Below are 22,276 nucleotides of genomic sequence, written 5' to 3'. Positions count from 1 at the left end.
AGTTCTCAAGGAACGGTCGCTTCCTTTGTACTCACCCTCTCGGGCTTTCCTCCGGGCTTCCCTTCGGTGTTTCCGACTCTATCAGATCTTTTCTCGATCCGATTCCCTGTCGGCGGGATGTCTCCGGGGCTTTCGGCTTTCGCCGCCCGCCCTTTCGACATTCACTACGTTAGCTCATTCTCTCGGCGACTCATAATCGAGTCTCGCGAGTTCGAATTCGAGCGCGCGGGCGCGCCAGAAACGACCCCGCTGAGGGGTTGTAGCTAGGTAGTGGAGTGGCCGCTCCGGCTGCAGGCGATCGCCGTACCCGGTTCAGCGGCTCGGGATACATTACGCACCTTGGGCAAGCGCGTCAACTTCGGCGGCGCCTCGGCACATGGGCCCGATAGGGGCTCACCGTCGGGTCGCCCGCGAGCCAGTAACGCCAGGGGTGCACGTCGCCGTTCCCGCCTTCGCCGGCGACTCCGGTGCGGGGGCCGCTCCGTACCTGGTCAGGGGCCACCGGTGTACCGGTCAGCATCTTCAGCGGGGTGTCGCCGCCGGCGCACGCGTCCGTGCCGTCCAGGGCGCGGTCGACTTCCAGGGCTGTCGCCAGGCGAGCCGGGCCCTTGGCCAGTTCCTTGTCATTGCGGGCCGAAACTCGCCGTTTGCGGGCCAGCTCGATGCCCTCGACGACCTCGCCCGCGCGCAGCAGGACGGCGCTCGCCCGGCCCTCGGGGCCGCAGACGAGGTTCATGCAGTGCCACATGCCGTAGGTGAAGTAGACGTACACATGCCCGGGCGGGCCGAACATCACCGCGTTGCGGGCGGTGCGGCCGCGGTACGCGTGGGAGCCGGGGTCGTTCGGGCCGTCGTACGCCTCGACCTCCGTGAGGCGGACGGCGATCGGGCCGTCGGGGGTCGTACGGACCAGGATGCGGCCGACGAGGTCCGGTGCCACCTCCAGGACCGGGCGGTCGAAGAACTCTCTGGGCAGTGGCGTACGGTCCGGGGGCGCGATCATGCCCTCCGAGGGTAGTGCAGAGGGGACGGCCCGTCGGCGGAACCGGTCGGGGGCGGATCGCGTTTGTAGGGGTCGAGGGTCCTTCGTAAAGGGAGAGTCAATGGCGTTCAAGAAGCTGCTCGCGAGCCTCGGGGCCGGTGGGGCGTCGGTCGAGACGGTGCTGACCGAGGTCAACGTCGTGCCGGGTGGTGTGGTCCAGGGCGAGGTGCGGATCCAGGGCGGGTCCGTGAACCAGGACATCGAGGGGCTGTCCGTCGGCCTGCAGGCCAAGGTCGAGGTGGAGAGCGGCGACCAGGAGTACAAGCAGGACATCGAGTTCACCAGGGTGCGGCTCGGGGGTGCCTTCGAGCTGCAGGCGGGGGCCGTGCACGCGGTGCCGTTCGGGCTTGAGATCCCCTGGGAGACGCCGGTCACGATGATCGACGGCCAAGCGCTGCGCGGGATGCACATCGGGGTGACGACCGAGCTGGCGATCGCCCGGGCCGTGGACTCCGGCGACCTGGACCCCATCAACGTGCACCCGCTGCCGGCGCAGAAGGCGATCCTGGACGCGTTCATCCAGCTGGGCTTCCGCTTCAAGAACGCGGACATGGAGCGCGGGCACATCCGGGGTACGCGGCAGACGCTGCCGTTCTACCAGGAGATCGAGTTCTACCCGCCGTCGCAGTACCGGGGGCTGAACCAGGTCGAGCTGAGCTTCGTGGCCGACGAGTACGCGATGGACGTCGTGCTGGAGATGGACAAGAAGCCGGGCCTGTTCAGCGAGGGCTCGGACACCTACCGGTCCTTCCAGGTCGGACTGAACGACTGGCAGGGGACCGACTGGGCGGCTTATCTCAACCAGTGGCTGTCCGAGGTCGGCAGCAAGCGCAACTGGTTCTAGGCTCGGGACCTGCTGGTTCCAGATCATCGATCAGGAGGTACCGAGGTGACCGAGCTCAAGCGGCGGCCGCTCCCCCACGCCTTCCATCCGCCCGTGCCGTCGTTCACGGTGACGAGCGCGGACATCGAGGAGGGGGCGACGCTCAAGAGCGCCCAGGTCCATGCGGAGGGCAACACCTCGCCGCAGCTGAGGTGGGAGGGGTTCCCGCCGGAGACCAAGAGTTTCGCCGTGACCTGCTACGACCCGGACGCGCCGACGGGCAGCGGGTTCTGGCACTGGGTCCTGTTCGACATCCCGGCCTCCGTGACGGAGCTGCCGGCCGGCGCGGGCAGCGGCAAGTTCGAGGGGCTGCCCGAGGGTGCCGTGCACGCGCGCAACGACTACGGGACCCGGGACTTCGGCGGTGCCGCGCCGCCGCCCGGGGACGGACCGCACCGGTACGTCTTCACGGTGTACGCGGTGGACCAGGAGAAGCTGGGGCCGGACGCGGACGCGTCGCCGGCCGTGGTCGGCTTCAACCTGCGGTTCCACGCGATCGCGCGTGCGCAGCTCATCGGTGAGTACGAGAACCCCCAGAAGGGCTGAGCGCGGCGTCGCGATTCAGCCGAGCGTTCATGGAACGTTTGCCCGCCTCCGGTCTTGGAAGTGATCGGAGGCGGGCATTTTTTATTGCGTTGTCCATCTCGGCGCGCCCGTCCAGAGTTGATCCGTGCCCGCCGGGGGGTGGGCAGGTGCACACGGGAGGTGGGCTGGATGCGGGACACGCTGGTGCTGAACGCGAGCTTCGAGCCGCTGTCGACGGTGACGCTGAATCGAGCCGTCGTTCTGGTGCTGCAGGACAAGGCCGTCGTCGAGCAGGCCCATCCCGAACTGCGCATGCGCGGTGCCGATGTGGACATACCCGCGCCCCGGGTGATCAGGCTGTGCAGATACGTACGGGTGCCGTTCCGAAGACAAGCGCCGTGGTCGAGGCGGGGTGTGCTGGTCCGGGACCGGCACCGGTGCGCGTACTGCGGGCACCGGGCCACGACGGTGGACCATGTGGTGCCGCGGGCGCAGGGTGGGGCCGACTCGTGGCTGAACACGGTGGCGTCGTGCGCGGAGGACAATCACCGGAAGGCGGACCGGACTCCGGAGCAGGCGGGTATGCCGTTGCTCCGGCAGCCGTTCGAGCCGACACCGCAGGACGCGATGTTGCTGGCCCTGGGGGCCGAGGAGTTCGAGGCGCTTCCGGAGTGGCTGTCGCAGGCCGCCGCTTAGCTCGTACGCGCAGAGGGCTCACCTTCCGGGGAAGGTGAGCCCTCTGCGCGTGTCCGGGGCTGTCAGTCGATCTGGGGTTTCTCGCGGCGCTCGGTGCCGTTGCTGGCGTTGCCCGACGAGCCGTTGCCGCCTGAACCGCCGCCCAGAGAGCCGAAGTTGCCCATGGCGCCGGAGAGGCCCTTGAGGGCGTCGCCGATTTCGCTGGGGACGATCCAGAGCTTGTTGGCGTCGCCCTCGGCGATCTTCGGGAGCATCTGGAGGTACTGGTAGGACAGGAGCTTCTGGTCGGGGTCGCCGGCGTGGATGGCTTCGAAGACCGTACGGACCGCCTGGGCTTCGCCCTCGGCGCGCAGGGCGGCGGCCTTGGCCTCACCTTCGGCGCGCAGGATCTGGGACTGCTTCTCGCCCTCGGCGGTGAGGATGGCGGCCTGGCGCGTGCCTTCGGCGGTGAGGATCGCGGCGCGCTTGTCACGGTCGGCGCGCATCTGCTTCTCCATCGAGTCCTGGATGGAGGTGGGCGGTTCGATGGCCTTGAGTTCCACGCGGTTGACGCGGATGCCCCACTTGCCCGTGGCCTCGTCGAGGACGCCGCGCAGGGCGGCGTTGATCTCCTCGCGGGAGGTCAGGGTGCGTTCGAGGTCCATGCCGCCGATGATGTTGCGGAGTGTGGTGACCGTCAGCTGCTCGATGGCCTGGATGTAGCTGGCGACCTCGTAGGTGGCCGCGCGGGCGTCCGTCACCTGGTAGTAGATGACCGTGTCGATGTTCACCACCAGGTTGTCCTGGGTGATCACCGGCTGCGGCGGGAAGGGGACGACCTGTTCGCGCAGGTCGATGCGGTTGCGGATGGTGTCGATGAACGGGACCACGATGTTCAGGCCCGCGTTCAGGGTGCGTGTGTAGCGGCCGAAGCGCTCGACGATGGCGGCGCTGGCCTGTGGGATGACCTGGATGGTCTTGATCAGGGCGATGAAGACCAACACCACCAGAATGATCAGGACGATGATGACCGGTTCCATCGTGTTCCCCGTACCCCTCTCCGCCTCGGCACCTCGGCAGATCCCGCTGGTTGTTGAAGATCTTGCTGGTCGAGTCTGACAGACCGTCGCCCAACTCGTGGGCCGGATGCCTCAGATGACGATGGCGGTGGCCCCTTCGATGTCCACGACGTCCACCTCCTGGCCGACTTCGTAGGCACGGCCGGTGTCGAGGGAGCGGGCCGACCAGACCTCTCCGGCGAGCTTGATGCGGCCGCCGGCGCCGTCGACGCGTTCCAGGACGACCGCTTGTCTGCCCTTCAAGGCGTCGATGCCGGTGACGAGTTGGGGGCGCTGTCTGCCGTGGCGGGCCGCGATGGGGCGGACGACGGCGATGAGCGCGACGGAGACGACGACGAACGTGAGGACCTGGATGACGGCGCCGAAGCCGAGCCCCGCGACGGCGGCGGCCGAGACGGCTCCCGCCGCGAGCATGCCGAACTCCGGCATGGCGGTGACGACGAGCGGGATTCCGAGCGCCGCCGCGCCGACGAGCCACCACACCCATGCGTCGATGTCGTTCACATGGTCATGGTAGGGCCGGGGCCGGGCGGCGGACAGGGCGCGAACCGGGGCGCGGGCAGGGTCAGGACAGCGGCAGGCCCTGGGCGGTCCAGCGGTCGCCGACCTGCTCGACGACGAGCGGCAGGCCGAAGCAGAGGGAGAGGTTGCGGGAGCTCAGCTCCAGCTCGATCGGGCCGGCGGCGAGGACCTTGCCCTGGCGGATCATCAGAACGTGGGTGAAGCCGGGGGCGATCTCCTCGACGTGGTGCGTGACCATGATCATCGAGGGGGCGATGGGGTCGCGGGCGAGCCGGCCGAGGCGGCGGACGAGGTCCTCGCGGCCGCCGAGGTCGAGACCGGCGGCGGGTTCGTCGAGGAGCAGCAGCTCGGGGTCGGTCATCAGGGCGCGGGCGATCAGGGTGCGCTTGCGCTCGCCCTCGGAGAGTGTGCCGAACTTCCGGTCGAGGTAGTCGCTCATGCCGAGGCGGTCGAGGAAGGCGCGGGCGCGCTGCTCGTCGACGTCCTCGTACTCCTCCTGCCAGCCGGCGGTCATGCCGTAGGCGGCGGTGAGGACGGTCTGCAGGACGGTCTGGCGCTTGGGGAGCTTCTCGGCGAGGGCGATGCCGGCCATGCCGATGCGGGGGCGCAGCTCGAAGACGTCGGTGCCGGGCTTGCCGAGGGTCTCGCCGAGGACGGTGGCGGTGCCCTTGCTGGGGAAGAGGTAGCTGGAGGCGACGTTGAGGAGGGTGGTCTTGCCGGCGCCGTTGGGGCCGAGGATGACCCAGCGCTCGCCCTCCTTGACCGACCAGGAGACCTGGTCCACCAGAGCCCGGCCCTCGCGGACCACGGATACGTCCTGAAGCTCCAGAACATCGCTCATGAGCGCGTTGTCTCCCCTTGCAGTGTGGCCGGTCTCGGCTGTCGCGTACGCCTGTGGCTCGGTCCGCCGCGCCGGTGGGCGCAGCCCTTATGAAATCTACGCCACGAGTGCCCGGCTCCATTCCATCGGTCCTGTCCTTAGGGTGGGGGCATGCTCTCGGAACCGCGTTCAGGACGCCTTGCCGCTTGGGGAAATGCCCTTTTGGCCGGACTTGTCTCTCCGGATGACGCCGCGCTCGCCATTGTGGGCGAGGACACCGTGCACCGGGTAGAGGGGCTGCCCGGGGAATCCGCGCAGGTGGGGCTCACGCTCGCGCTGGGGCGGCTGCGCGCGCTGGGGACGACCGGACTGCGGGTCGCGCTGCCGACGCCGGGGCATCCGCTGGGGCTGAGCGGACCGCCGGAGTTCAATGCGCGGGCGCTGGAGGCCGAGGAGGCGGTGGTGTGCTTCGGCGCCGCGTTCGGTCTGGTCCCCCAGGTGCACGAGGCCGGACCCGCCGGTGATGTGCATGCCGAGGTGGTCTGGCAGGTGCTGCCGGTGAGGGAGGCACCGCCCGCGGATGTGCCGTCGCTGGGCGAGGCCGAGCGGGAGCTCGCGGAGGCGCTGCGGGAGGCCACCGAGGTGCTGTCGAAGCTGGACGTCGCCGGGTCGGGACCGGTGGCGGAGGCGGCGATCGACGCGTACCGGGCGCGGTCGGAGCGGGGGCGGGAGGTGCTGGCCCCCGGGTATCCGCCGCGGGCGATGCGGGTGCTGGAGCTGGCGCAGCGGGTGGGGCTGCTGGTGTCCCTCGCCCACGGCAGGGGACACGGGGCGGCGGTCACCTCCGCGGAGATGGCTGCCCGGTCCGAGGCGCTGCGGCCCGTGGAGCGGACGGCCCGGCGGGCGCAGGTCGCGGCGTACAACTCCATCGTGGAGGAGCGGGAGCGGGGGGTGCGGTAGGCGGCCGGCGGAAAGCCGACAGGCCCCCCGGTGCACACGGGAGGCCTGTGGTCGCTGGGCCGGACCTCAGTTGTTGGTGGCGATGTTGCCGAAGGCCGGGTTCAGCACGCCGATCACGCTCACGCTGTTGCCGGAGGCGTTCACCGGGATGTGCACCGGGGCCTGGATGACGTTGCCCGAGATGACACCCGGGGAGCCCTGGGCGTCGCCGCAGGCGTGGGCGCCGGTGGTGGCGGAGGCCATTCCCGCCCCAGCGGCCACCAGGCCACCGGCCACCATCGTCACAGCCGCGGCCTTCTTCAGGTTCTTCACTTTCCAACCCCTCCTAGACGTTCACCGCGGCGGTTCGCCGCGGCACGCACTGGAGAACGGCGGAGATCGCCGCTGGTTGCGCCGTCCGGGGGACATTCCCACGACGGTATGAATCTCAGTCCATAGCCTGACCCCTCGGGTTGCCCTCGGTGATGCCTTGGCAAGGGCGTTTCAGCCGGTCACGCCATGGCGAACGGCCCACAGGGCGGCCTGCGTGCGGTCGGCGAGGTCGAGTTTCATGAGGATGTTGGAGACATGTGTCTTGACGGTCTTCTCGGACAGCACCAGAGCGCGGGCGATCTCCCGGTTGGAACGGCCGTCGGCTATCAGACCGAGCACCTCGCGCTCCCGCTCGGTGAGTGAACTCCCTCTCCCCTGGCCGGAGTTGGTCTCCTCCTGGGAGAGCAGGACACCGGCGACCTCCGGCTGCAGCAGGATGTGCCCGGCGTGCACGGAACGGATGGCGCCGGCGAGGGCGTCGGGGTCCACGTCCTTGTAGACGTATCCGGCGGCGCCCGCGCGCAGCGCCGGGACGACCGTGCGCTGCTCGGTGAAGCTGGTGACGATCAGCACGCGCGCGGGGTTGTCGAGTTCACGGAGCCTGCGCAGGGCGTCGATGCCGTCCATGCCCGGCATCTTGACGTCCATGAGGACGACGTCGGGCCGTAGTTCCTCGGCGCGGGCGACGCCCTCGGCGCCTTCGGCGGCCTCCCCGACGACCTCGATGTCGTCCTGCACCTCCAGGAAGGTGCGCAGGCCCCGGCGGACGACCTGGTGGTCGTCGACGAGCAGCACCTTGATTGCGTCAGCCACCGGGGACCTCCATCTCGATCGTGGTGCCCTTGCCGGGCGCCGACTCCACGCTCAGCGCGCCGCCCGCCCCGCTCGCCCGGTCCCGCATGGAGACCAGACCCAGGTGGCGTCCGGCGCGGCGGACCGCCTTGGGGTCGAAGCCGTCGCCGTCGTCGGTGACGCGCAGCACGGCTCCGCAGCCGCGCCGTTCCACGCTCACGTCGACGTGTTCGGCGCCGGAGTGGCGCAGGGCGTTGTGCAGGGCCTCCTGGGCGACCCTGAGCAGGGCCTCCTCCTGGACGGCCGGCAGGGCGCGGAAGCCGTTGCTGGTGAAGGTCACGCGCGCGGTGTGGGCGCGGTCGAGGACCTGGGTCTGGGTGCGCAGGGTGGCGATCAGGCCGTCCTCGTCCAGGGCGGCGGGGCGCAGCTCGACGACGGCGGCGCGCAGTTCGTCGGCCGCCTCGGCGGCGAGCGCGGCGACCTGGTGCAGCTCGCCCTTGGCCCGGGCGGGGTCGCGGTCGACGAGGGCCGTCGCGGCCTGGGCGGTCAGGCGCAGCGAGAAGAGCTTCTGGCTGACCGCGTCGTGCAGTTCGTGGGCGAGGCGGGAGCGTTCCTCGGCGATGGTCAGCTCGCGGCTGCGCTCGTACAGGCGGGCGTTGGTGAGGGCGATGGCGGCGTGCTGGGCGAGGATGGCGAGCAGTTCCTGGTCCTCTTCGGTGAAACCGCAGCTGCCGTCCTGCCGGGGGCACGGGGCGTCTGGGCGGTGTCCCCCATCGGGGCGCAGCTTGTTGGCCAGGAAGAGGGCTCCGATGACCTCGTCGCCGTCGCGGATGGGCAGGCCGAGGAAGTCGACCAGGTCCGGGTGCGCGTCAGGCCAGCCCTCGAAGCGGGGGTCCTTGCGCACGTCGGCGAGGCGCTCGGCCTTCGCCTCGTGCAGCATCGCGGCGAGGACGCCGTGCTGGCGGGGCAGTGGCCCGATGGCCTTCCACTGGGCGTCGCTGACGCCGTCGACGACGAACTGGGCGAAGCCGCCGTGGTCGTCGGGGACGCCCAGGGCGGCGTACTGCGCGTCGAGGAGGTCGCGGGCGGAGGCGACGATCGTCTTGAGGACGTCGCGCACCTCCAGATGCCTGCTCATGGCCAGCAGCGCGGCACTGACCGCGGCGAGGCCGGACCGGGGGCCTTGACTCATGTCCTCACGGTACCGGCGGGGTGTGACAGCGCGGATCGGACCGGTGGCGGTCCGGCCTGGTCCGCTGGACCTAGGGCCGCGGGCCCGGGTCCCGGGGCCCCGGCCGTGCGGTGTACGCCGAAGGGCTCCTCGGATGTGCGGCTCGCGTCCGAGGCGGCGGGGGCGGTGCCGTTCCTACGGTGGCGTCACCGCCCGCTGGGGGCGGTCGGCGACGAGGGGACGGTAGGCATGCCGGTAGCGATCATCACGGGGGCCTCCAAGGGGCTGGGGCGGGCGCTCGCCGAGGCGCTGGCCGTGCGGGGCTGGGATCTGGTGCTGGACGCCCGGGGGGCCGAAGCCCTCAAGGAGGCGGCGGAGAGCGCGTCCGGGCACGGCACGCGCGTGGAGGCACTGCCGGGGGATGTGACGGACGCCGGGCACCGGGCCGCGCTGGTGGCGGCCGCGCGCCGGCTGGGCGGCGTCGATCTGCTGGTGAGCAACGCGAGCGCGCTGGGCGCCGAGCCGCTGGTGCGGCTGGCCGAGCTGCCCCTGGAGGGGTTGCGGCGGGCGCTGGAGGTGAACGTGGTGGCCGCGCTGGGCCTGGTCCGTGAGGCGTTGCCGCTGCTGCGCCGGTCACCGGCGGGGGCGGTGGTCGCGGTGAGCTCGGACGCGGCGGCCGAGGCGTACGGGACATGGGGCGGCTACGGCGCCTCGAAGGCGGCCCTGGACCAGCTCGCGGCGGTGCTGGGCGTGGAGGAGCCGGGCCTGCGGGTGTGGGCGGTGGATCCCGGGGACATGGCGACGGACCTGTACGCGGCGGCCGTACCCGACGACACGGATCCGCGTCCGGAGCCCGCCGCGGTCGCGCCGGCGTTCCTGCGGTTGCTGGACGAGCGGCCGGCCAGTGGGCGGTACGCGGCGCCGGCGTTGCTGGAGCAGCGGTGAGGGCCCGGACGGGGGTGACCCCGCCCGGGCGGAGCCGGGAGCCGGCAGGGCCACCGGAGGGGCTGTCCGCGCGTGTGCCCGTCGAGCAGCGCGGTCCGGGGCTGGACCGGGACGCCGTACGGCTGCTGGTGTCGCGTGGGGCGCAGGTGACGCATCACGCCTTCCGGGAGCTGCCGCTGCTGCTGCGGGCCGGGGACCTGCTGGTGGTGAACACCTCGCCGACGCTCGCGGCGGCGGTGGACGGGCGGATCGGGCACGCGCGGGTGGTGGTGCATTTCTCCACAGGCGGGGACGACGGCCGATGGGCGGTGGAGGTGCGGGAGCCGGACGGGCAGGGCACCACCCGCGCGCGTGCGGGTACGCGTGCGGGTACGGAGGTGGAGCTGCCAGGGGCGGGGCGGCTGGTGCTGGAGGAGCCGCTGAGCCCGGGCGGGGAGCGGCTGTGGTGGGCCCGGCCGGCCGGGGACGTCCTTGGCATGCTGCGGGCCTGGGGGCGGCCCATTCGCTACTCCTATACGGAGCGGGACCAGCCGCTGTCGGCGTACCAGACGGTGTTCGCGCTGCCGGCGCCGGACGGGTCGGGCAGTGCGGAGATGCCGAGTGCGGCTCGGCCGTTCACCGCGCGCCTGGTGGCGGAGCTGGTGAGCCGGGGTGTGCAGTTCGCGCCGGTCACGCTGCACACGGGGGTGGCGTCGGCGGAGGCGCACGAGCCGCCGTACCCGGAGCGGTTCGCGGTGCCGGCGGCGTCGGCACGGCTGATCAACGCCGCGAAAGCGGCCGAGGGAAGAGTGATCGCGGTCGGTACGACGGCCGTACGGGCGGTGGAGTCGGCGGCCGGGCCGGACGGGGTGGTGCGGGCGGCCGGGGGGTGGACGGACCTGGTGGTGACGCCGGAGCGCGGGGTGCGGGTGGTGGACGGGCTGCTGACCGGACTGCACGAGCCGGAGGCCTCCCATCTGCTGATGCTGGAGGCGGTCGCGGGGCGGGCGGCGGTCGGCCGTGCCTACGACGAGGCGCTGCGGGGGCGCTACCTGTGGCACGAGTTCGGCGACGTCCATCTCATCCTCCCGGACGAGAGTGCTCACGCAGTGCGTTGCGACGGCAACCCATGGTGAGACTGTTACGTCTCCGATGTGAGCCCGCGCATAGGGCCCACATCACGTACGAACGGACATAGGAGATAAACGTCGCGGGGTGAACGGGACAGACGGTCCAATCTGTCCCGTTTTGCCCTTCCCTGATCCACTATCGGGCATCGTACGTCACACCTTTGCCTGGGCATTTTGCGCCCGCTAAGAATTGCTTCCGTCGCTCAGCGCCGCGGCTACCAGCCCGCGGCGTTCGTGTGGGAGGAGCCGATTCCCCCGGCGGACGCAGGAGCGACCTCCGCGCTATCGAAGAGGTCCATCAGCCATGCCCAAGAACATCCTCAACCGTGCTTATAGTCGCGCCCTGACCAAGCAGCACAAGATCGCCGTCGCCGGTGTCGCCGCTCTCGGCACCGCCGCCATCGCGCTCTCGGCCGTCCCCGGCCACGCGGACACCGTCACCACCGGCGCCCCGGCGACGACCGCCCAGGTCGCCGCCCACACCACGCTGAAGAACGTCAAGGGCACGGTCACCGACCAGCTCGCCACCGAGACGGTCAAGCTCGACACGTTCGCCGCGCAGAAGAAGGCCGCCGACGAGGCCGCCGCCAAGCAGCGCGCCGAGGCCGCGGCGAAGAAGGCCGCCCTCGACGCCGCCGTGAAGAAGGCCGCGCAGGACCGTGCCGCCAAGGCGGCCGCGAGCCGCTCCGCGCAGCGCATCGCCATGCAGCCGGTGGCCGCGAAGACCTACGCGAACAACCTCGACGGCTGGATCCGGCAGGCGCTGGACATCATGAAGCAGCACAACATCCCGGGCTCCTACAGCGGCCTGCACCGCAACATCATGCGTGAGTCCTCGGGCAACCCGATGGCGATCAACAACTGGGACATCAACGCCATCAACGGCATCCCCTCCAAGGGGCTGCTGCAGGTGATCCAGCCCACCTTCAACACCTTCCACGTGCCCGGCACGTCCTCGAACATCTACGACCCGGTCGCCAACATCACCGCCGCCGCCAACTACGCGGCCCACCGGTACGGCTCGATCGACAACGTCAACAGCGCGTACTGAGGCCCTGGCGCGGGACCTCTGCGACATGACGCCGAAGGGCGGCACCCCCGATGCGGGGTGCCGCCCTTCGCGTGGTGCGGGCGCCGCTACTTGCGCATGACCTCCGGCTCGTGGCGGCGCAGGAAGCGGGCCACGAAGAAGCCGCAGACCACGCCGAGCACGATCAGCGCGACCATGTCCGCGGTCCAGGCGCCCACCGCGTGGTTCCACAGCGGGTCGTTGTCGCCGGCGGTCTCCGGCGGGCTGATCCGGTTGAAGTCCAGCGTGGCGCCGGCCGCGGCGACCGCCCAGCGGGACGGCATCAGGTACGAGAACTCGTTGACACCGACCGTGCCGTGCAGGGCGAACAGGCAGCCGGTGAAGACGACCTGGATGATCGCGAACATGACCAGCAGCGGCATGGTCTTCTCGGCGGTCTTCACCAGCGAGGAGATGATCAGGCCGAACATCATCGCGGTGAAGCCGAGCGCCATGATCGGCAGGCACAGTTCCAGCAGCGTGGCGTTGCCGAGGATGAGGCCCTGGTCCGGGATGTCACGCTTGGCGAAGCCGATGACACCGACCAGCAGTCCCTGCAGGACGGTGATCACGCCGAGCACGAACACCTTCGACATCAGGTACGCCGACCGGGACAGGCCGGTCGCGCGCTCCCGCTCGTAGATCACCCGTTCCTTGATCAGCTCGCGGACGGAGTTGGCGGCACCGGCGAAGCAGGCGCCGACGGCGAGGATCAGCAGCACGGTGGTGGCCGTGCCGTTGGGCACGATCTGCCCGGTCTGCGGATTGGCACCGTTGGGCAGCAGCCCGTGGTCGGGGCGGATGAGCAGGCTGACGGAGCCGAGGACGGCCGGCAGCACCACCATCAGGGCCAGGAAGCCGCGGTCGGAGACGATGACCGACGCATAGCGCCGCACCAGGGTGACGAACTGGGAGAACCAGCCCTGCGGCTTGGGCGGCCTGATCGCCTGCATCGGCGGCATCTGGACGGCCTGCGGGGCGACCGAGTCGACGTCCGCGGCGTACAGCTGGTAGTGCTGCGAGCCCTTCCAGCGGCCCGCCCAGTCGTAGTCGCGGTAGTTCTCGAAGGCGGAGAAGACATCGGCCCAGCTGTCGTAGCCGAAGAAGTTCAGCGCCTCCTCCGGCGGGCCGAAGTAGGCGACCGCCCCGCCCGGCGCCATCACCAGCAGCTTGTCGCACAGCGCCAGCTCGGCCACCGAGTGGGTGACCACCAGCACCGTGCGGCCGTCGTCGGCGAGGCCGCGCAGCAGCTGCATCACATCGCGGTCCATGCCCGGGTCGAGGCCCGAGGTCGGCTCGTCCAGGAAGATCAGCGACGGCTTGGTGAGCAGCTCCAGGGCCACCGAGACACGCTTGCGCTGACCGCCGGACAGGGAGGTGACCTTCTTGTCCTTGTGGATGTCGAGCTTGAGTTCGCGCAGCACCTCGTCGATGCGGGCGTCGCGCTCGGCCCCGGTGGTGTCCGCCGGGAAGCGCAGCTTGGCCGCGTACTTCAGGGCCTTCTTGACGGTCAGCTCCTTGTGCAGGATGTCGTCCTGCGGGACCAGACCGATGCGCTGGCGCAGCTCGGCGAACTGCTTGTACAGGTTCCGGTTGTCGTACAGCACCTCGCCCTGGTTGGCGGGCCGGTAGCCGGTGAGCGCCTTCAGCAGGGTCGACTTGCCGGAACCGGACGGGCCGATGACCGCGATCAGCGACTTCTCCGGGACACCGAAGGAGACGTCCCTCAGGATCTGCTTGCCGCCGTCGACCGTGACGGTCAGATGGCGCGCGGAGAAGGAGACCTCACCGGTGTCGACGAACTCCTCGAGGCGGTCGCCGACGATCCGGAAGGTGGAGTGGCCGACGCCGACGATGTCGGCCGGGCCGAGCTGTACCGAGCCGCCCTTGGGGATCGGCTGGCCGTTGACGTAGGTGCCGTTGTGCGAACCGAGGTCTCGGATCTCCAGACGACCGTCGGGCGTGGCGTGGAACTCGGCGTGGTTCCGGGAGACCTGCAGGTCGGAGACGACCAGGTCGTTCTCCAGGGCACGGCCGATGCGCATCACGCGGTCGAGCGAGAACTGGTGGAACGTGGTCGGACTGCGGTCGCCGTGGACCGGCGGCGCCCCCGCGCCACCACCGGGCGCCTTCTGCGCGTACTGGTCGGCGGGCCCCGCCTGCTGCGGGAACGCGGGCGGCTGCTGTTGCCAGCCGGCCTGCGGCGGTACGGCCTGCTGCGGGGCCTGCGGCTGCGCGGCGGCCTGCTGCGGAGCCGGCTGGGCCCAGCCCGGCGCGCCGGCACCCTGCGCGGCGTACGGCGCCGACTGCTGCTCGCCGACGGCGGCTCCGGACAGGTTCAGCCGCGGTCCGTCGGTCGCGTTGCCGAGGTGCAGCGACGCTCCCGGCCCGACCTCCATCTGCTGGATCCGCTGGCCCTGCACGAACGTGCCGTTGGTGCTGCCATGGTCCTCGATGACCCAACTGCGGCCGTTGAAGCTGACCGTGGCGTGCTGCCAGGAGACCCTGGCGTCGTCGAAGACGATGTCGCCCTGCGGATCGCGTCCGAGGGTATAGGGCCTGGACGGGTCCAACGTCCAGGTCCGTCCGTTTGTTTCCAGTACGAGTTCCGGCACTCCATGCCCCACTGAGTTGTCCCCCGAGTTACCCCCGTCGCAGGGAGTCTAGGGATGTCGAACATCGTGGGGAACTATTTCAGGCTCGGGCCGCTGACCGAAACCCGGGCCTTGTCACGAGCGCCGGCGCACGCTCCAACTCGGCGCGTCGACGGTGGAAACCGGTCTGGAGAGTGGCAATCCCGGCGAGAGGGACAAACATCCTACGCCCGTGTCCACGGCCGGAGTTGTCCCCGCACCGGACGAACTCCTGGCCCACGCGGGCACGGTGACCACGGGCGCCTCGCGCGGGCACGGTGACCACGGGCGCCTCGCGCGGGCGGGCCGGCGAGCGCTGCCGCCGGGGGTGGGCGGGAGGGCCCTGACCACCCATGGCGACCGCCTGGCCGTCCCCGGATCCGGCCGCCCTCGCGGACCCCGGAGGCCGGGCCGCCGCCCAGGGCCGCGATCACGCGATCGGCGTCCGCGCCCTTGGGGTGGGTATGCGGGAGCGGGAAGCGGGAAGTGATGGCGCTAGGCGATAGGAGGCAGTGATGGCGGGTTTTCTCGACCGGGCCAGGGAACAGGCCCAGAGCGCCCTGAACCAGGGCAAGCAGAAGGTGGACGAGCTGCAGCAGCAGCGCGCCGGAAACGATCTGCTGAAGCAGCTCGGTGCGGCGTACTACGCCGAGCGCCGCGGCTCCGGGGCGGCGGAGGCCACTCAGCAGGCGCTGACGGCCCTGGAAGCCCACATCGCCGCTCACGGGGACGGCTTCCTGCACGGCAGCTGAGGCGCGGCGGGCCCGTGCCGCTCCGGCGCTGCCGGGCGGGGCGTCTCGTGGCACAGTCGAGGTGGAGCCGGAGGCCGCCGTGCGCCGGGGGGCAGGGTGTCTTCCGGCGGCAAGATCCCTGACACCGGCGCGACATCCATTGTTCCGTGTCCGTCAGGCGGACCTCGGCGGCGGACGGCACTGGGTGCCGGATACGGTGGTGACACCATGAGCGCTTCGCAGACCGCCGCTTCCCAGACCCCTGAGGTCCCCACTCTCCTTGTCAAGATCTTCGGCAAGGACAGGCCGGGCATCACGGCCGGCCTCTTCGACACCCTGGCCGCCTACCTGGTCGACGTGGTCGACATCGAGCAGGTCGTCACCCGGGGCCGCCTGGTGCTGTGCGCGCTGGTCACCCAGCCGCCGGCCGGCCTGGAGGGCGATCTGAGGGCCACCGTGCACAGCTGGGCCGAGTCGATGAAGATGCAGGCGGAGATCATCTCGGGGCACGGCGACAACCGGCCGCGCGGTCTCGGGCGGTCCCTGGTGACCGTCCTCGGGCATCCGCTGACCGCCGAGTCGACGGCCGCCATCGCCGCCCGGATCGCGAAGACCGGCGGCAACATCGACCGCATCTTCCGGCTCGCCAAGTACCCGGTGACGGCCGTGGAGTTCGCCGTCTCCGGTGTGGAGACCGAGCCGCTGCGCACGGCCCTGGCCTCCGACGCGGCGGCACTGGGTGTCGATGTCGCGGTGGTCTCGGCGGGGCTGCACCGGCGCGCTCAGCGCCTGGTGGTCATGGACGTCGACTCCACGCTGATCCAGGACGAGGTCATCGAGCTGTTCGCGGCGCACGCCGGCTGCGAGGACAAGGTCGCCGAGGTGACGGCGGCGGCGATGCGCGGGGAGCTGGACTTCGAGCAGTCGCTGCACGCGCGCGTGGCACTGCTGGAGGGGCTGGACGCCTCGGTGGTGGAGAAGGTGCGCAACGAGGTCCGGCTGACGCCGGGCGCGCGCACCCTGATCCGCACGCTGAAGCGGCTCGGCTACCAGGTCGGTGTCGTCTCCGGTGGCTTCACCCAGGTCACGGACGATCTGAAGGAACGCTTGGGCCTGGACTTCGCGCAGGCCAACACGCTGGAGATCGTCGACGGCAGGCTCACCGGACGGGTCACCGGCGAGATCGTGGACCGTGCCGGGAAGGCGCGGCTGCTGCGCCGGTTCGCCGCGGAGGCGGGGGTGCCGCTCTCACAGACGGTGGCGATCGGTGACGGCGCCAATGACCTGGACATGCTGAACGCGGCCGGTCTGGGGGTCGCCTTCAACGCCAAGCCGGTGGTCCGCGAAGCGGCGCACACGGCGGTGAACTTCCCCTTCCTCGACACCGTGCTGTATCTGCTGGGCGTCACCCGCGAAGAGGTCGAGGCGGCCGACACGCACGACGAGGGCTGAGCCGGTCCGGCCGGCCCGGTTACGGGAGGGCCCGGCGCCGCGCGGGTGCCGGGCCCTCGCGTCTGCGTGAGGTCACTCGGCGGGCGCCCAGTAGTCCGTGAGTGTGGCCGCGCCCGGCTCCAGGGCCTTCCAGGCGCCGTCGAAGGACAGCACGGCGAAGCCGGCCGCGGGGAAGCCCCGGCGGTTCATCCGCTCCCGGGCGTCGCCCTCGGCCGTGCCGGACAGGATGTCGGCCAGGCCGTGGACGCCCGGGTTGTGGCCGATCAGGATCACGTTCCGCACGTCTTCCGGCGTCTCGTTCAGCACGGCGATCAGTTCGCCGGGCGAGGCCTCGTAGACCCGCTCCTCGTAGACGGTCTTCGGCCGGTGTGCCAGCTCGTGGACGGCGAGCTTCCAGGTCTCGCGGGTCCGGGTGGCGGTGGAGCACAGGGCCAGGTCGAAGGTGATACCGGTGTCGGCCAGCTTGCGTCCGGCGACCGCGGCGTCCTTACGGCCCCGCTCGGCGAGCGGGCGCTCATGGTCGGACACCTGTGGCCAGTCGGCTTTCGCATGCCGGAAGAGGACGATCCTGCGAGGTTCTGCGGCGCTCATGGGACCCAGCTTCGCATGAAACAGGCCAGGGGGCGCAGGGAGTTGACATGCGGATTCACCGCGCGCGGAGGCTCCGGGTCAGCGCGTGAGGAGCTGCTGGGCGCGCTCGAAGAGGTGCGTGATCGCCGGATCGCCGCTCGCCGCGTGCGCGTCCGACGGGTTCAGTATCAGCGCGAGGAGCGCGAGGAAGGCGAGCGCGGGCAGGGCGAGGGCCCACCAGGGCAGCCGGATGTCCACGCCGCCCGTGGTCGCCGGGTGGGGCCGGGAGGGGGTGCGGGCCGGCATGGTCGCCTCCGTGGGTCTTCGCGCGGATCCGTGACCGTGTCCCACGGTCACGTCTCGAAGCTACGGAATCGAGGGCCGGCAACCCATCCGGACTTCCACCCAGTTGACCCTGACCCTTACCCCCTAGGGGATGGTGGGGGTATCCCCACCCCCGCCGCCGGACACGGGCCGGGACGCCGCCCGGCGGCGACCGTCACGGGGAGGCGAGGGTCGCGATGACGGCGATGACGACGAAGATGGCGAAGAACGAGCCGAAGACGAGCAGCATCTTCTTCTGGCCGTTCTGCGGGTTCGGGTCGAGCACAGGCTGCATGCGCCCAGTCTCGCACCTTTCCGCCGGATCTCCCGCGCGGGGGTCAGCGCCCGGCCGCCTCCTCCTCCACCGTGCGGTCGCGGCCCGCCAGGAAGCCCACCACCATCTGCGGCACCATCAGGCCCGCCATGAGGGCGATCGGCAGGCCCCAGCCGCCGCTGTGCTGGTAGAGCACGCCGACCAGCAGCGGGCCGGGGATGGAGATCAGATAGCCGGTGCTCTGCGCGAACGCGGACAGCTGGGCCACGCCCGGGCCGCTCCTGGCCCGCATGCCGACCATCGTGAGGGCCAGCGGAAAGGCGCAGTTGGAGACGCCGAGCAGCAGGGCCCAGGCCCAGGCTCCGGCAGCCGGCGCGACGTAGAGGCCGGTGTACCCGGCAAGACCGCACACGCCCAGGACCAGCACGATCGGCCCCTGATGGGGCAACCGGGTGGCGACCCGCGGGATGACGAAGGCCAGCGGCACACCCATCACCATGGTGACGGCGAGCAGCACGCCCGCGGTGCCGGCCGGGACACCGGCGTCCCGGAAGATCTGCGGCATCCAGCCCATGGTGACGTAGGCGGCGGTGGCCTGGAGGCCGAAGAAGACGGCGAGCGCCCAGGCGGTGCGGCTGCGGGTGATGCGCAGCGGGGCGTGCCGCGTGGCGGCCCCGGAGGCGGGCTCCTGCGGCGGGGCGGCGGGGGTGCCGCGCTCCCGCACCAGCGGCAGCCAGGGCAGCACGGCGGTGCCGGCGATGGCGGCCCACACGGCGAGGCCGGACTGCCAGCCGCCGCCCAGGGCGTCGGTCAGGGGCACGGTCACCGCGGCGGCGAGGGAGGTGCCGAGGGCGAGGGCCATCGAGTACAGGCCGGTCATGGAGCCGACCCGGTCGGGGAACCAGCGCTTGACGATGACCGGCATGAGCACGTTGCTGACGGCGATGCCCATCAGGGCGAGCGCGCTCGCGGCCAGGAAGCCGGCCGTGCTGCCGAGGTAGGGCCGTATGAGCAGGCCCGCGGTGATGGCGGCCATACCGGCGCACACCACCGCGGCAGGCCCGAAGCGGCGGGCCAGGCGGGGAGCGGTGACACCGAAGACCGCGAAGCAGAGCGGGGGCACGGAGGTGAGCAGGCCGGCCACGCTTCCGCTCATGCCGAGCCCGTCGCGGACCTCCTCCAGGAGCGCGCCGAGGCTCGTGATGGCCGGACGGAGGTTCAGCGCGGACAGCACGATGCCGACCACGACCAGACGGGTCGCCCACGCGCGCGTGCGGCCCGCGCCGGGTGGCGTCTCGGGGGTGCTCGTCGCGGCGGCCGTACCGCGCTCGGTCGGTGACATCGCCGTACGGGTCTCCACGGTCCGGGTTTCCTCACATGCCATGAGACTCATCATAGAATCATAGGATGATTGGTTGTCCACTCCCGGGACGCTCCCGTCCGGGACCGTCGTGCGAAGGTGTGCCATGCCCCTGAGCCACCCGCGCCGTTCGGCGCTGTCCGAGCAGGTCATCTCGGCACTGCGCAACCAGATCGCCTCCGGTGAGTGGCCGGTCGGGTCACGCATCCCGACGGAACCGGAACTGGTCGAGCAGCTCGGCGTCGCCCGCAACACCGTCCGCGAGGCCGTCCGCGCCCTCGCCCACAACGGTCTGCTGGACATCCGGCAGGGCTCCGGCACCTATGTGGTGGCGACGAGCGAGCTGGCCGGCGTGATGCACCGCAGGTTCGCCGACGCCGACCCCCGGCACATCGCGGAGCTGCGCGCGGCGCTGGAGTCCGCCGCGGCGAAGCTGGCAGCCGAGCGGCGCACCGAGAAGGACCTCAAGCAGCTCGGCACGCTGCTGGAGCGGCGCGAGGCGGCCTGGGAGACGGGCGAGGCGGAGGCCTTCGTGACCGCCGACGCCACCTTCCACCTGGCCGTCGTGGCCGCCTCCCACAACGACGCGATGACGGCGATGTACGCCGATCTGGGCGAGGTGCTGCGCGACTGGCTACGCGCCGACGTCGGCGCGGAGCTGACCCCGGAGACGCACATGGACCACCGGCGGCTCGTGGACGCGATCCGTGCCGGGGACGCGGAGGCGGCGGCGGCCGAGGCCGGGAGCTATCCGTTCCTGTGCCGCCCGGGCCGGTTCAGCGCGCGTTCCGGTGACTGAACCGGCGGCTCAGTGTTCCCTCTGGTGGCTGATCCACACCGAGCGGACTTCCTTCCAGCACCGGCCGGCGAGCCGCACGGTCATGGCGGGCTCGGTGTCCACCGGTGCGCTGTCGGTGTCGATGTCCCACCAGCGGGCGCACTCGATGTGCAGACGCACGCGGTCGATGTCGGCATAGGGGTTGTGGCAGTAGGCCACCACCTGGGAGCCGCGGACGGTCGTGCGGCACGAGGCTCCGAAGAGGTTCGGCGCGGGTGGCTTTCCGTCGTCCACGCGCGCGTAGGGCATCGCCTCGTACGGCAGGAAGAGCACGAGGGCCACGGCCACGGTCACCGGGGCCAGGCTGCGGGACAGGCGCACAAGGGGACCTCCTCGGCCGGGCTGCGGAGGGACGCGTGGGTGCACGCGTAATCCAGGGTGCGCCGCCCGGGCCGGTGGACGCCCGGCCGGTGGGCCGAACGGGTGACGCCCCGCGCCGTGGTGCCGGCCCTTCCCGCCCCCGTGCGCCCGTACGGCCGAGGCCCGCGCCCCCTGCGGGGTGCGGGCCTCGGTCACAGGTCACGCGCGAGCGGAGGCGGTCACGCGCCGATCGCGTGCAGACCGCCGTCGACGTGGATGATCTCGCCGGTGGTCTTCGGGAACCAGTCGCTCAGCAGCGCGACGATGCCCTTGCCGGCCGGCTCCGGGTCCTTGAGGTCCCACTCCAGCGGGGAGCGGGTGTCCCACACGGAGGCCAGGTCGCTGAAGCCGGGGATGGACTTGGCGGCCATGGAGCCGATCGGGCCCGCGGAGATGAGGTTGCAGCGGATGTTCTGCTTGCCCAGGTCGCGCGCGATGTACCGGCTGGTGGCCTCCAGGGCGGCCTTGGCCGGGCCCATCCAGTCGTACTGCGGCCAGGCGTACTGGGCGTCGAAGGTGAGGCCGACGACGGAGCCGCCGTTCTGCATCAGCGGCAGGCAGGCCATGGTCAGCGACTTCAGGGAGTACGCCGAGACGTGCATGGCCGTGGCGACCGACTCGAACGGCGTGTTGAGGAAGTTGCCGCCGAGCGCGTCCTGCGGCGCGAAGCCGATGGAGTGCACGACGCCGTCCAGGCCGCCGAGCTCCTCGCCGACGACGTCGGCCAGGCGGCCCATGTGCTCGTCGTTGGTGACGTCGAGCTCGATGACCTTGGTGGGCTTGGGCAGCTTCTTGGCGATGCGCTCGGTCAGCGTGGGCCGCGGGAACGCGGTCAGGATGATCTCGGCGCCCTGCTCCTGGGCCAGCTTGGCGGCGTGGAAGGCGATGGAGGACTCCATCAGCACACCGGTGATCAGGACGCGCTTGCCCTCGAGAATTCCGCTCATGGTGATCAGTGACCCATTCCCAGTCCGCCGTCAACGGGAATGACGGCTCCAGTGATGTACGAGGCGTCGTCCGAGGCGAGGAACCGCACCGTCGCGGCGATCTCCTCCGGCTGCGCGTAACGGCCGAGCGGCACCTGCGAGACGATGTTCTGGCGCTGCTCGTCGGTGAGCACCTTGGTCATGTCGGTGTCGACGAAACCGGGCGCGACGACGTTGAAGGTGAGGTTGCGCGAGCCCAGCTCACGGGCGAGGGAGCGCGCGAAGCCGACCAGGGCGGCCTTGGAGGCGGCGTAGTTCGCCTGGCCCGCCGAGCCGAGCAGTCCGACCACGGACGAGATCAGGATGACGCGGCCCTTCTTGGCGCGCAGCATGCCGCGGTTGGCGCGCTTGACGACACGGAAGGTGCCGGTGAGGTTGGTGTCGATGACCGAGGTGAAGTCCTCCTCGGACATGCGCATCAGGAGCTGGTCCTTCGTGACGCCGGCGTTGGCGACGAGAACCTCGACCGGACCGTGCTGGTCCTCGATCTCCTTGTAGGCCTGCTCCACCTGCTCGGCGTCGGTGATGTCGCACTTGACGGCAAGGAAGCCAGCCGGCGGCTCACCCGAGCGGTACGTGATCGCGACCTTGTCGCCGGCGTCGGCGAATGCGCGGGCGATGGCGAGGCCGATGCCCCGGTTGCCTCCGGTGACGAGAACCGAGCGGCTCAACGGATCACCCTTTCGATAGCGGTCTGCAGATGTCCGACAACCCGCCCGAACACCTGGATGACAGGCGGCTTCATCGAAAACCTATCGGTACGGCAGCGCCTGTGGGCAATCGGGCACCGACAGTGGCTCGGGGGTGTCGCTGTCGGATCCCTACAGAACCAACCGCGCCCGGG

General features: G+C 71.0%; 24 protein-coding genes and 1 pseudogene. 10 read left to right on the top strand and 15 right to left on the bottom strand.

Annotation, left to right across the window (positions count from 1 at the left end):
- Positions 1-352: 352 nt before the first annotated feature.
- Complete coding sequence (locus IE244_RS32440) at positions 353-1,003, bottom strand: DNA-3-methyladenine glycosylase (protein ID WP_191877147.1); 651 nt, start codon at positions 1,001-1,003, stop codon at positions 353-355.
- A gap of 100 nt (positions 1,004-1,103) precedes the next feature.
- Between IE244_RS32440 and IE244_RS32435 the strand changes: the two genes are divergently transcribed.
- From IE244_RS32435 to IE244_RS32425, 3 genes are all read left to right on the top strand, one after another.
- On the top strand, positions 1,104-1,886 hold the full coding sequence (locus IE244_RS32435; protein WP_191877146.1) for a sporulation protein: 783 nt from the start codon (positions 1,104-1,106) through the stop codon (positions 1,884-1,886).
- A 45-nt stretch (positions 1,887-1,931) separates the two neighbouring features.
- The gene (locus tag IE244_RS32430) at positions 1,932-2,471 is read left to right on the top strand and encodes a YbhB/YbcL family Raf kinase inhibitor-like protein (protein WP_191877145.1); all 540 of its coding nucleotides are present in this window, start codon (positions 1,932-1,934) and stop codon (positions 2,469-2,471) included.
- Between the two features lie 168 nt (positions 2,472-2,639).
- A complete protein-coding gene (locus IE244_RS32425) occupies positions 2,640-3,146 on the top strand; it encodes an HNH endonuclease (RefSeq protein ID WP_031173838.1) in 507 nt (168 codons plus the stop codon).
- A 62-nt stretch (positions 3,147-3,208) separates the two neighbouring features.
- Here the strand turns inward: IE244_RS32425 and IE244_RS32420 are convergent, their stop codons facing one another.
- The 3 genes and pseudogenes from IE244_RS32420 to IE244_RS32410 all read right to left on the bottom strand — a co-directional run.
- Positions 3,209-4,165 carry an SPFH domain-containing protein gene (locus tag IE244_RS32420; protein ID WP_191877144.1) on the bottom strand — a complete coding sequence of 319 codons (957 nt, stop codon included), beginning with the start codon at positions 4,163-4,165 and terminating at the stop codon, positions 3,209-3,211.
- A 111-nt stretch (positions 4,166-4,276) separates the two neighbouring features.
- Complete coding sequence (locus IE244_RS32415; protein WP_191877143.1) at positions 4,277-4,708, bottom strand: NfeD family protein; 432 nt, start codon at positions 4,706-4,708, stop codon at positions 4,277-4,279.
- 328 nt (positions 4,709-5,036) lie between these two features.
- Positions 5,037-5,567, bottom strand: a pseudogene (locus IE244_RS32410) (ABC transporter ATP-binding protein); the annotation flags it as partial.
- Positions 5,568-5,717: 150 nt separating this feature from the next.
- On the opposite strand from IE244_RS32410, the gene IE244_RS32405 reads away from it, so the two are divergent.
- Positions 5,718-6,506 (top strand): Rv1486c family protein, encoded by a 789-nt coding sequence (locus IE244_RS32405; RefSeq protein ID WP_191877142.1) that lies wholly within the window; start codon positions 5,718-5,720, stop codon positions 6,504-6,506.
- A 66-nt stretch (positions 6,507-6,572) separates the two neighbouring features.
- On the opposite strand, the gene IE244_RS32400 is transcribed toward IE244_RS32405, so the two are convergent.
- The 3 genes from IE244_RS32400 to IE244_RS32390 form a co-directional block, all read right to left on the bottom strand.
- Positions 6,573-6,818 (bottom strand): chaplin, encoded by a 246-nt coding sequence (locus IE244_RS32400; RefSeq protein ID WP_031173833.1) that lies wholly within the window; start codon positions 6,816-6,818, stop codon positions 6,573-6,575.
- Positions 6,819-6,989: 171 nt separating this feature from the next.
- Positions 6,990-7,631 (bottom strand): response regulator, encoded by a 642-nt coding sequence (locus IE244_RS32395; protein WP_191877141.1) that lies wholly within the window; start codon positions 7,629-7,631, stop codon positions 6,990-6,992.
- Positions 7,624-8,802, bottom strand: coding sequence for a GAF domain-containing sensor histidine kinase (locus IE244_RS32390; RefSeq protein WP_191877140.1), 1,179 nt, complete (start codon positions 8,800-8,802; stop codon positions 7,624-7,626). Before IE244_RS32390 ends, IE244_RS32395 begins: the two co-directional genes overlap by 8 nt.
- 228 nt (positions 8,803-9,030) lie before the next feature.
- Here IE244_RS32390 and IE244_RS32385 point away from each other — a divergent pair, with 228 nt between their 5' ends.
- The 3 genes from IE244_RS32385 to IE244_RS32375 all read left to right on the top strand — a co-directional run bounded on the left by IE244_RS32385 (position 9,031) and on the right by IE244_RS32375 (position 11,886).
- Entirely contained in the window at positions 9,031-9,726 is a 696-nt protein-coding gene (locus tag IE244_RS32385) for an SDR family NAD(P)-dependent oxidoreductase (protein WP_191877139.1), read from the top strand.
- Positions 9,723-10,841: an S-adenosylmethionine:tRNA ribosyltransferase-isomerase gene (locus IE244_RS32380; RefSeq protein ID WP_373305799.1), complete on the top strand. Its 1,119-nt coding sequence runs from the start codon at positions 9,723-9,725 to the stop codon at positions 10,839-10,841. The genes IE244_RS32385 and IE244_RS32380 overlap by 4 nt, the downstream gene beginning before the upstream one ends.
- Positions 10,842-11,139: 298 nt before the next feature.
- Positions 11,140-11,886, top strand: a complete 747-nt coding sequence (locus IE244_RS32375; protein WP_191877138.1) for a transglycosylase SLT domain-containing protein — start codon at positions 11,140-11,142, stop codon at positions 11,884-11,886.
- 86 nt (positions 11,887-11,972) lie between these two features.
- On the opposite strand, the gene IE244_RS32370 is transcribed toward IE244_RS32375, so the two are convergent.
- Positions 11,973-14,519, bottom strand: a complete 2,547-nt coding sequence (locus tag IE244_RS32370) for an ABC transporter ATP-binding protein/permease (RefSeq protein WP_444545081.1) — start codon at positions 14,517-14,519, stop codon at positions 11,973-11,975.
- Positions 14,520-15,052: 533 nt separating this feature from the next.
- On the opposite strand from IE244_RS32370, the gene IE244_RS32365 reads away from it, so the two are divergent.
- Positions 15,053-15,289: a hypothetical protein gene (locus IE244_RS32365; protein WP_191877136.1), complete on the top strand. Its 237-nt coding sequence runs from the start codon at positions 15,053-15,055 to the stop codon at positions 15,287-15,289.
- Positions 15,290-15,496: 207 nt separating this feature from the next.
- Positions 15,497-16,720: a phosphoserine phosphatase SerB gene (gene serB / locus IE244_RS32360; protein ID WP_191877135.1), complete on the top strand. Its 1,224-nt coding sequence runs from the start codon at positions 15,497-15,499 to the stop codon at positions 16,718-16,720.
- A 72-nt stretch (positions 16,721-16,792) separates the two neighbouring features.
- On the opposite strand, the gene IE244_RS32355 is transcribed toward serB, so the two are convergent.
- From IE244_RS32355 to IE244_RS32345, 4 genes are all read right to left on the bottom strand, one after another.
- On the bottom strand, positions 16,793-17,311 hold the full coding sequence (locus IE244_RS32355) for a SixA phosphatase family protein (RefSeq protein ID WP_191877134.1): 519 nt from the start codon (positions 17,309-17,311) through the stop codon (positions 16,793-16,795).
- A gap of 78 nt (positions 17,312-17,389) precedes the next feature.
- Positions 17,390-17,596, bottom strand: a complete 207-nt coding sequence (locus tag IE244_RS32350; protein WP_191877133.1) for a hypothetical protein — start codon at positions 17,594-17,596, stop codon at positions 17,390-17,392.
- A 193-nt stretch (positions 17,597-17,789) separates the two neighbouring features.
- Positions 17,790-17,909: an SGM_5486 family transporter-associated protein gene (locus tag IE244_RS42885; RefSeq protein WP_268252920.1), complete on the bottom strand. Its 120-nt coding sequence runs from the start codon at positions 17,907-17,909 to the stop codon at positions 17,790-17,792.
- Positions 17,910-17,952: 43 nt separating this feature from the next.
- Entirely contained in the window at positions 17,953-19,284 is a 1,332-nt protein-coding gene (locus tag IE244_RS32345; RefSeq protein WP_191877132.1) for a CynX/NimT family MFS transporter, read from the bottom strand.
- Between the two features lie 70 nt (positions 19,285-19,354).
- Between IE244_RS32345 and IE244_RS32340 the strand changes: the two genes are divergently transcribed.
- A complete protein-coding gene (locus tag IE244_RS32340; RefSeq protein ID WP_191877131.1) occupies positions 19,355-20,047 on the top strand; it encodes a FadR/GntR family transcriptional regulator in 693 nt (230 codons plus the stop codon).
- Between the two features lie 9 nt (positions 20,048-20,056).
- Here the strand turns inward: IE244_RS32340 and IE244_RS32335 are convergent, their stop codons facing one another.
- The 3 genes from IE244_RS32335 to fabG form a co-directional block, all read right to left on the bottom strand.
- Positions 20,057-20,407, bottom strand: a complete 351-nt coding sequence (locus tag IE244_RS32335; protein ID WP_191877130.1) for a hypothetical protein — start codon at positions 20,405-20,407, stop codon at positions 20,057-20,059.
- Between the two features lie 218 nt (positions 20,408-20,625).
- On the bottom strand, positions 20,626-21,393 hold the full coding sequence (gene fabI, locus IE244_RS32330) for an enoyl-ACP reductase FabI (protein ID WP_031173818.1): 768 nt from the start codon (positions 21,391-21,393) through the stop codon (positions 20,626-20,628).
- Positions 21,394-21,398: 5 nt separating this feature from the next.
- Entirely contained in the window at positions 21,399-22,103 is a 705-nt protein-coding gene (fabG, locus tag IE244_RS32325) for a 3-oxoacyl-[acyl-carrier-protein] reductase (protein WP_191877129.1), read from the bottom strand.
- Positions 22,104-22,276 lie beyond the last annotated feature (173 nt).

Source organism: Streptomyces filipinensis (assembly GCF_014649495.1).
Classification (GTDB): domain Bacteria; phylum Actinomycetota; class Actinomycetes; order Streptomycetales; family Streptomycetaceae; genus Streptomyces; species Streptomyces filipinensis.
The sequence above is the reverse complement of the archived record's forward strand: the minus strand, read 5'-3'. Positions and strand labels throughout refer to the sequence as shown.

What these genes read in the sequence shown, in the direction of transcription:
- IE244_RS32440 (WP_191877147.1), bottom strand. Translation starts at nt 1,003, where the DNA reads ATGATCGCGCCCCCGGACCGTACGCCACTGCCCAGAGAGTTCTTCGAC.
- IE244_RS32435 (WP_191877146.1), top strand. Translation starts at nt 1,104, where the DNA reads ATGGCGTTCAAGAAGCTGCTCGCGAGCCTCGGGGCCGGTGGGGCGTCG.
- IE244_RS32425 (WP_031173838.1), top strand. Translation starts at nt 2,640, where the DNA reads ATGCGGGACACGCTGGTGCTGAACGCGAGCTTCGAGCCGCTGTCGACG.
- IE244_RS32420 (WP_191877144.1), bottom strand. Translation starts at nt 4,165, where the DNA reads ATGGAACCGGTCATCATCGTCCTGATCATTCTGGTGGTGTTGGTCTTC.
- IE244_RS32405 (WP_191877142.1), top strand. Translation starts at nt 5,718, where the DNA reads ATGCTCTCGGAACCGCGTTCAGGACGCCTTGCCGCTTGGGGAAATGCC.
- IE244_RS32390 (WP_191877140.1), bottom strand. Translation starts at nt 8,802, where the DNA reads ATGAGTCAAGGCCCCCGGTCCGGCCTCGCCGCGGTCAGTGCCGCGCTG.
- IE244_RS32385 (WP_191877139.1), top strand. Translation starts at nt 9,031, where the DNA reads ATGCCGGTAGCGATCATCACGGGGGCCTCCAAGGGGCTGGGGCGGGCG.
- IE244_RS32375 (WP_191877138.1), top strand. Translation starts at nt 11,140, where the DNA reads ATGCCCAAGAACATCCTCAACCGTGCTTATAGTCGCGCCCTGACCAAG.
- IE244_RS32365 (WP_191877136.1), top strand. Translation starts at nt 15,053, where the DNA reads ATGGCGGGTTTTCTCGACCGGGCCAGGGAACAGGCCCAGAGCGCCCTG.
- serB (WP_191877135.1), top strand. Translation starts at nt 15,497, where the DNA reads ATGAGCGCTTCGCAGACCGCCGCTTCCCAGACCCCTGAGGTCCCCACT.
- IE244_RS32355 (WP_191877134.1), bottom strand. Translation starts at nt 17,311, where the DNA reads ATGAGCGCCGCAGAACCTCGCAGGATCGTCCTCTTCCGGCATGCGAAA.
- IE244_RS32350 (WP_191877133.1), bottom strand. Translation starts at nt 17,596, where the DNA reads ATGCCGGCCCGCACCCCCTCCCGGCCCCACCCGGCGACCACGGGCGGC.
- IE244_RS42885 (WP_268252920.1), bottom strand. Translation starts at nt 17,909, where the DNA reads ATGCAGCCTGTGCTCGACCCGAACCCGCAGAACGGCCAGAAGAAGATG.
- IE244_RS32345 (WP_191877132.1), bottom strand. Translation starts at nt 19,284, where the DNA reads ATGATGAGTCTCATGGCATGTGAGGAAACCCGGACCGTGGAGACCCGT.
- IE244_RS32340 (WP_191877131.1), top strand. Translation starts at nt 19,355, where the DNA reads ATGCCCCTGAGCCACCCGCGCCGTTCGGCGCTGTCCGAGCAGGTCATC.
- fabI (WP_031173818.1), bottom strand. Translation starts at nt 21,393, where the DNA reads ATGAGCGGAATTCTCGAGGGCAAGCGCGTCCTGATCACCGGTGTGCTG.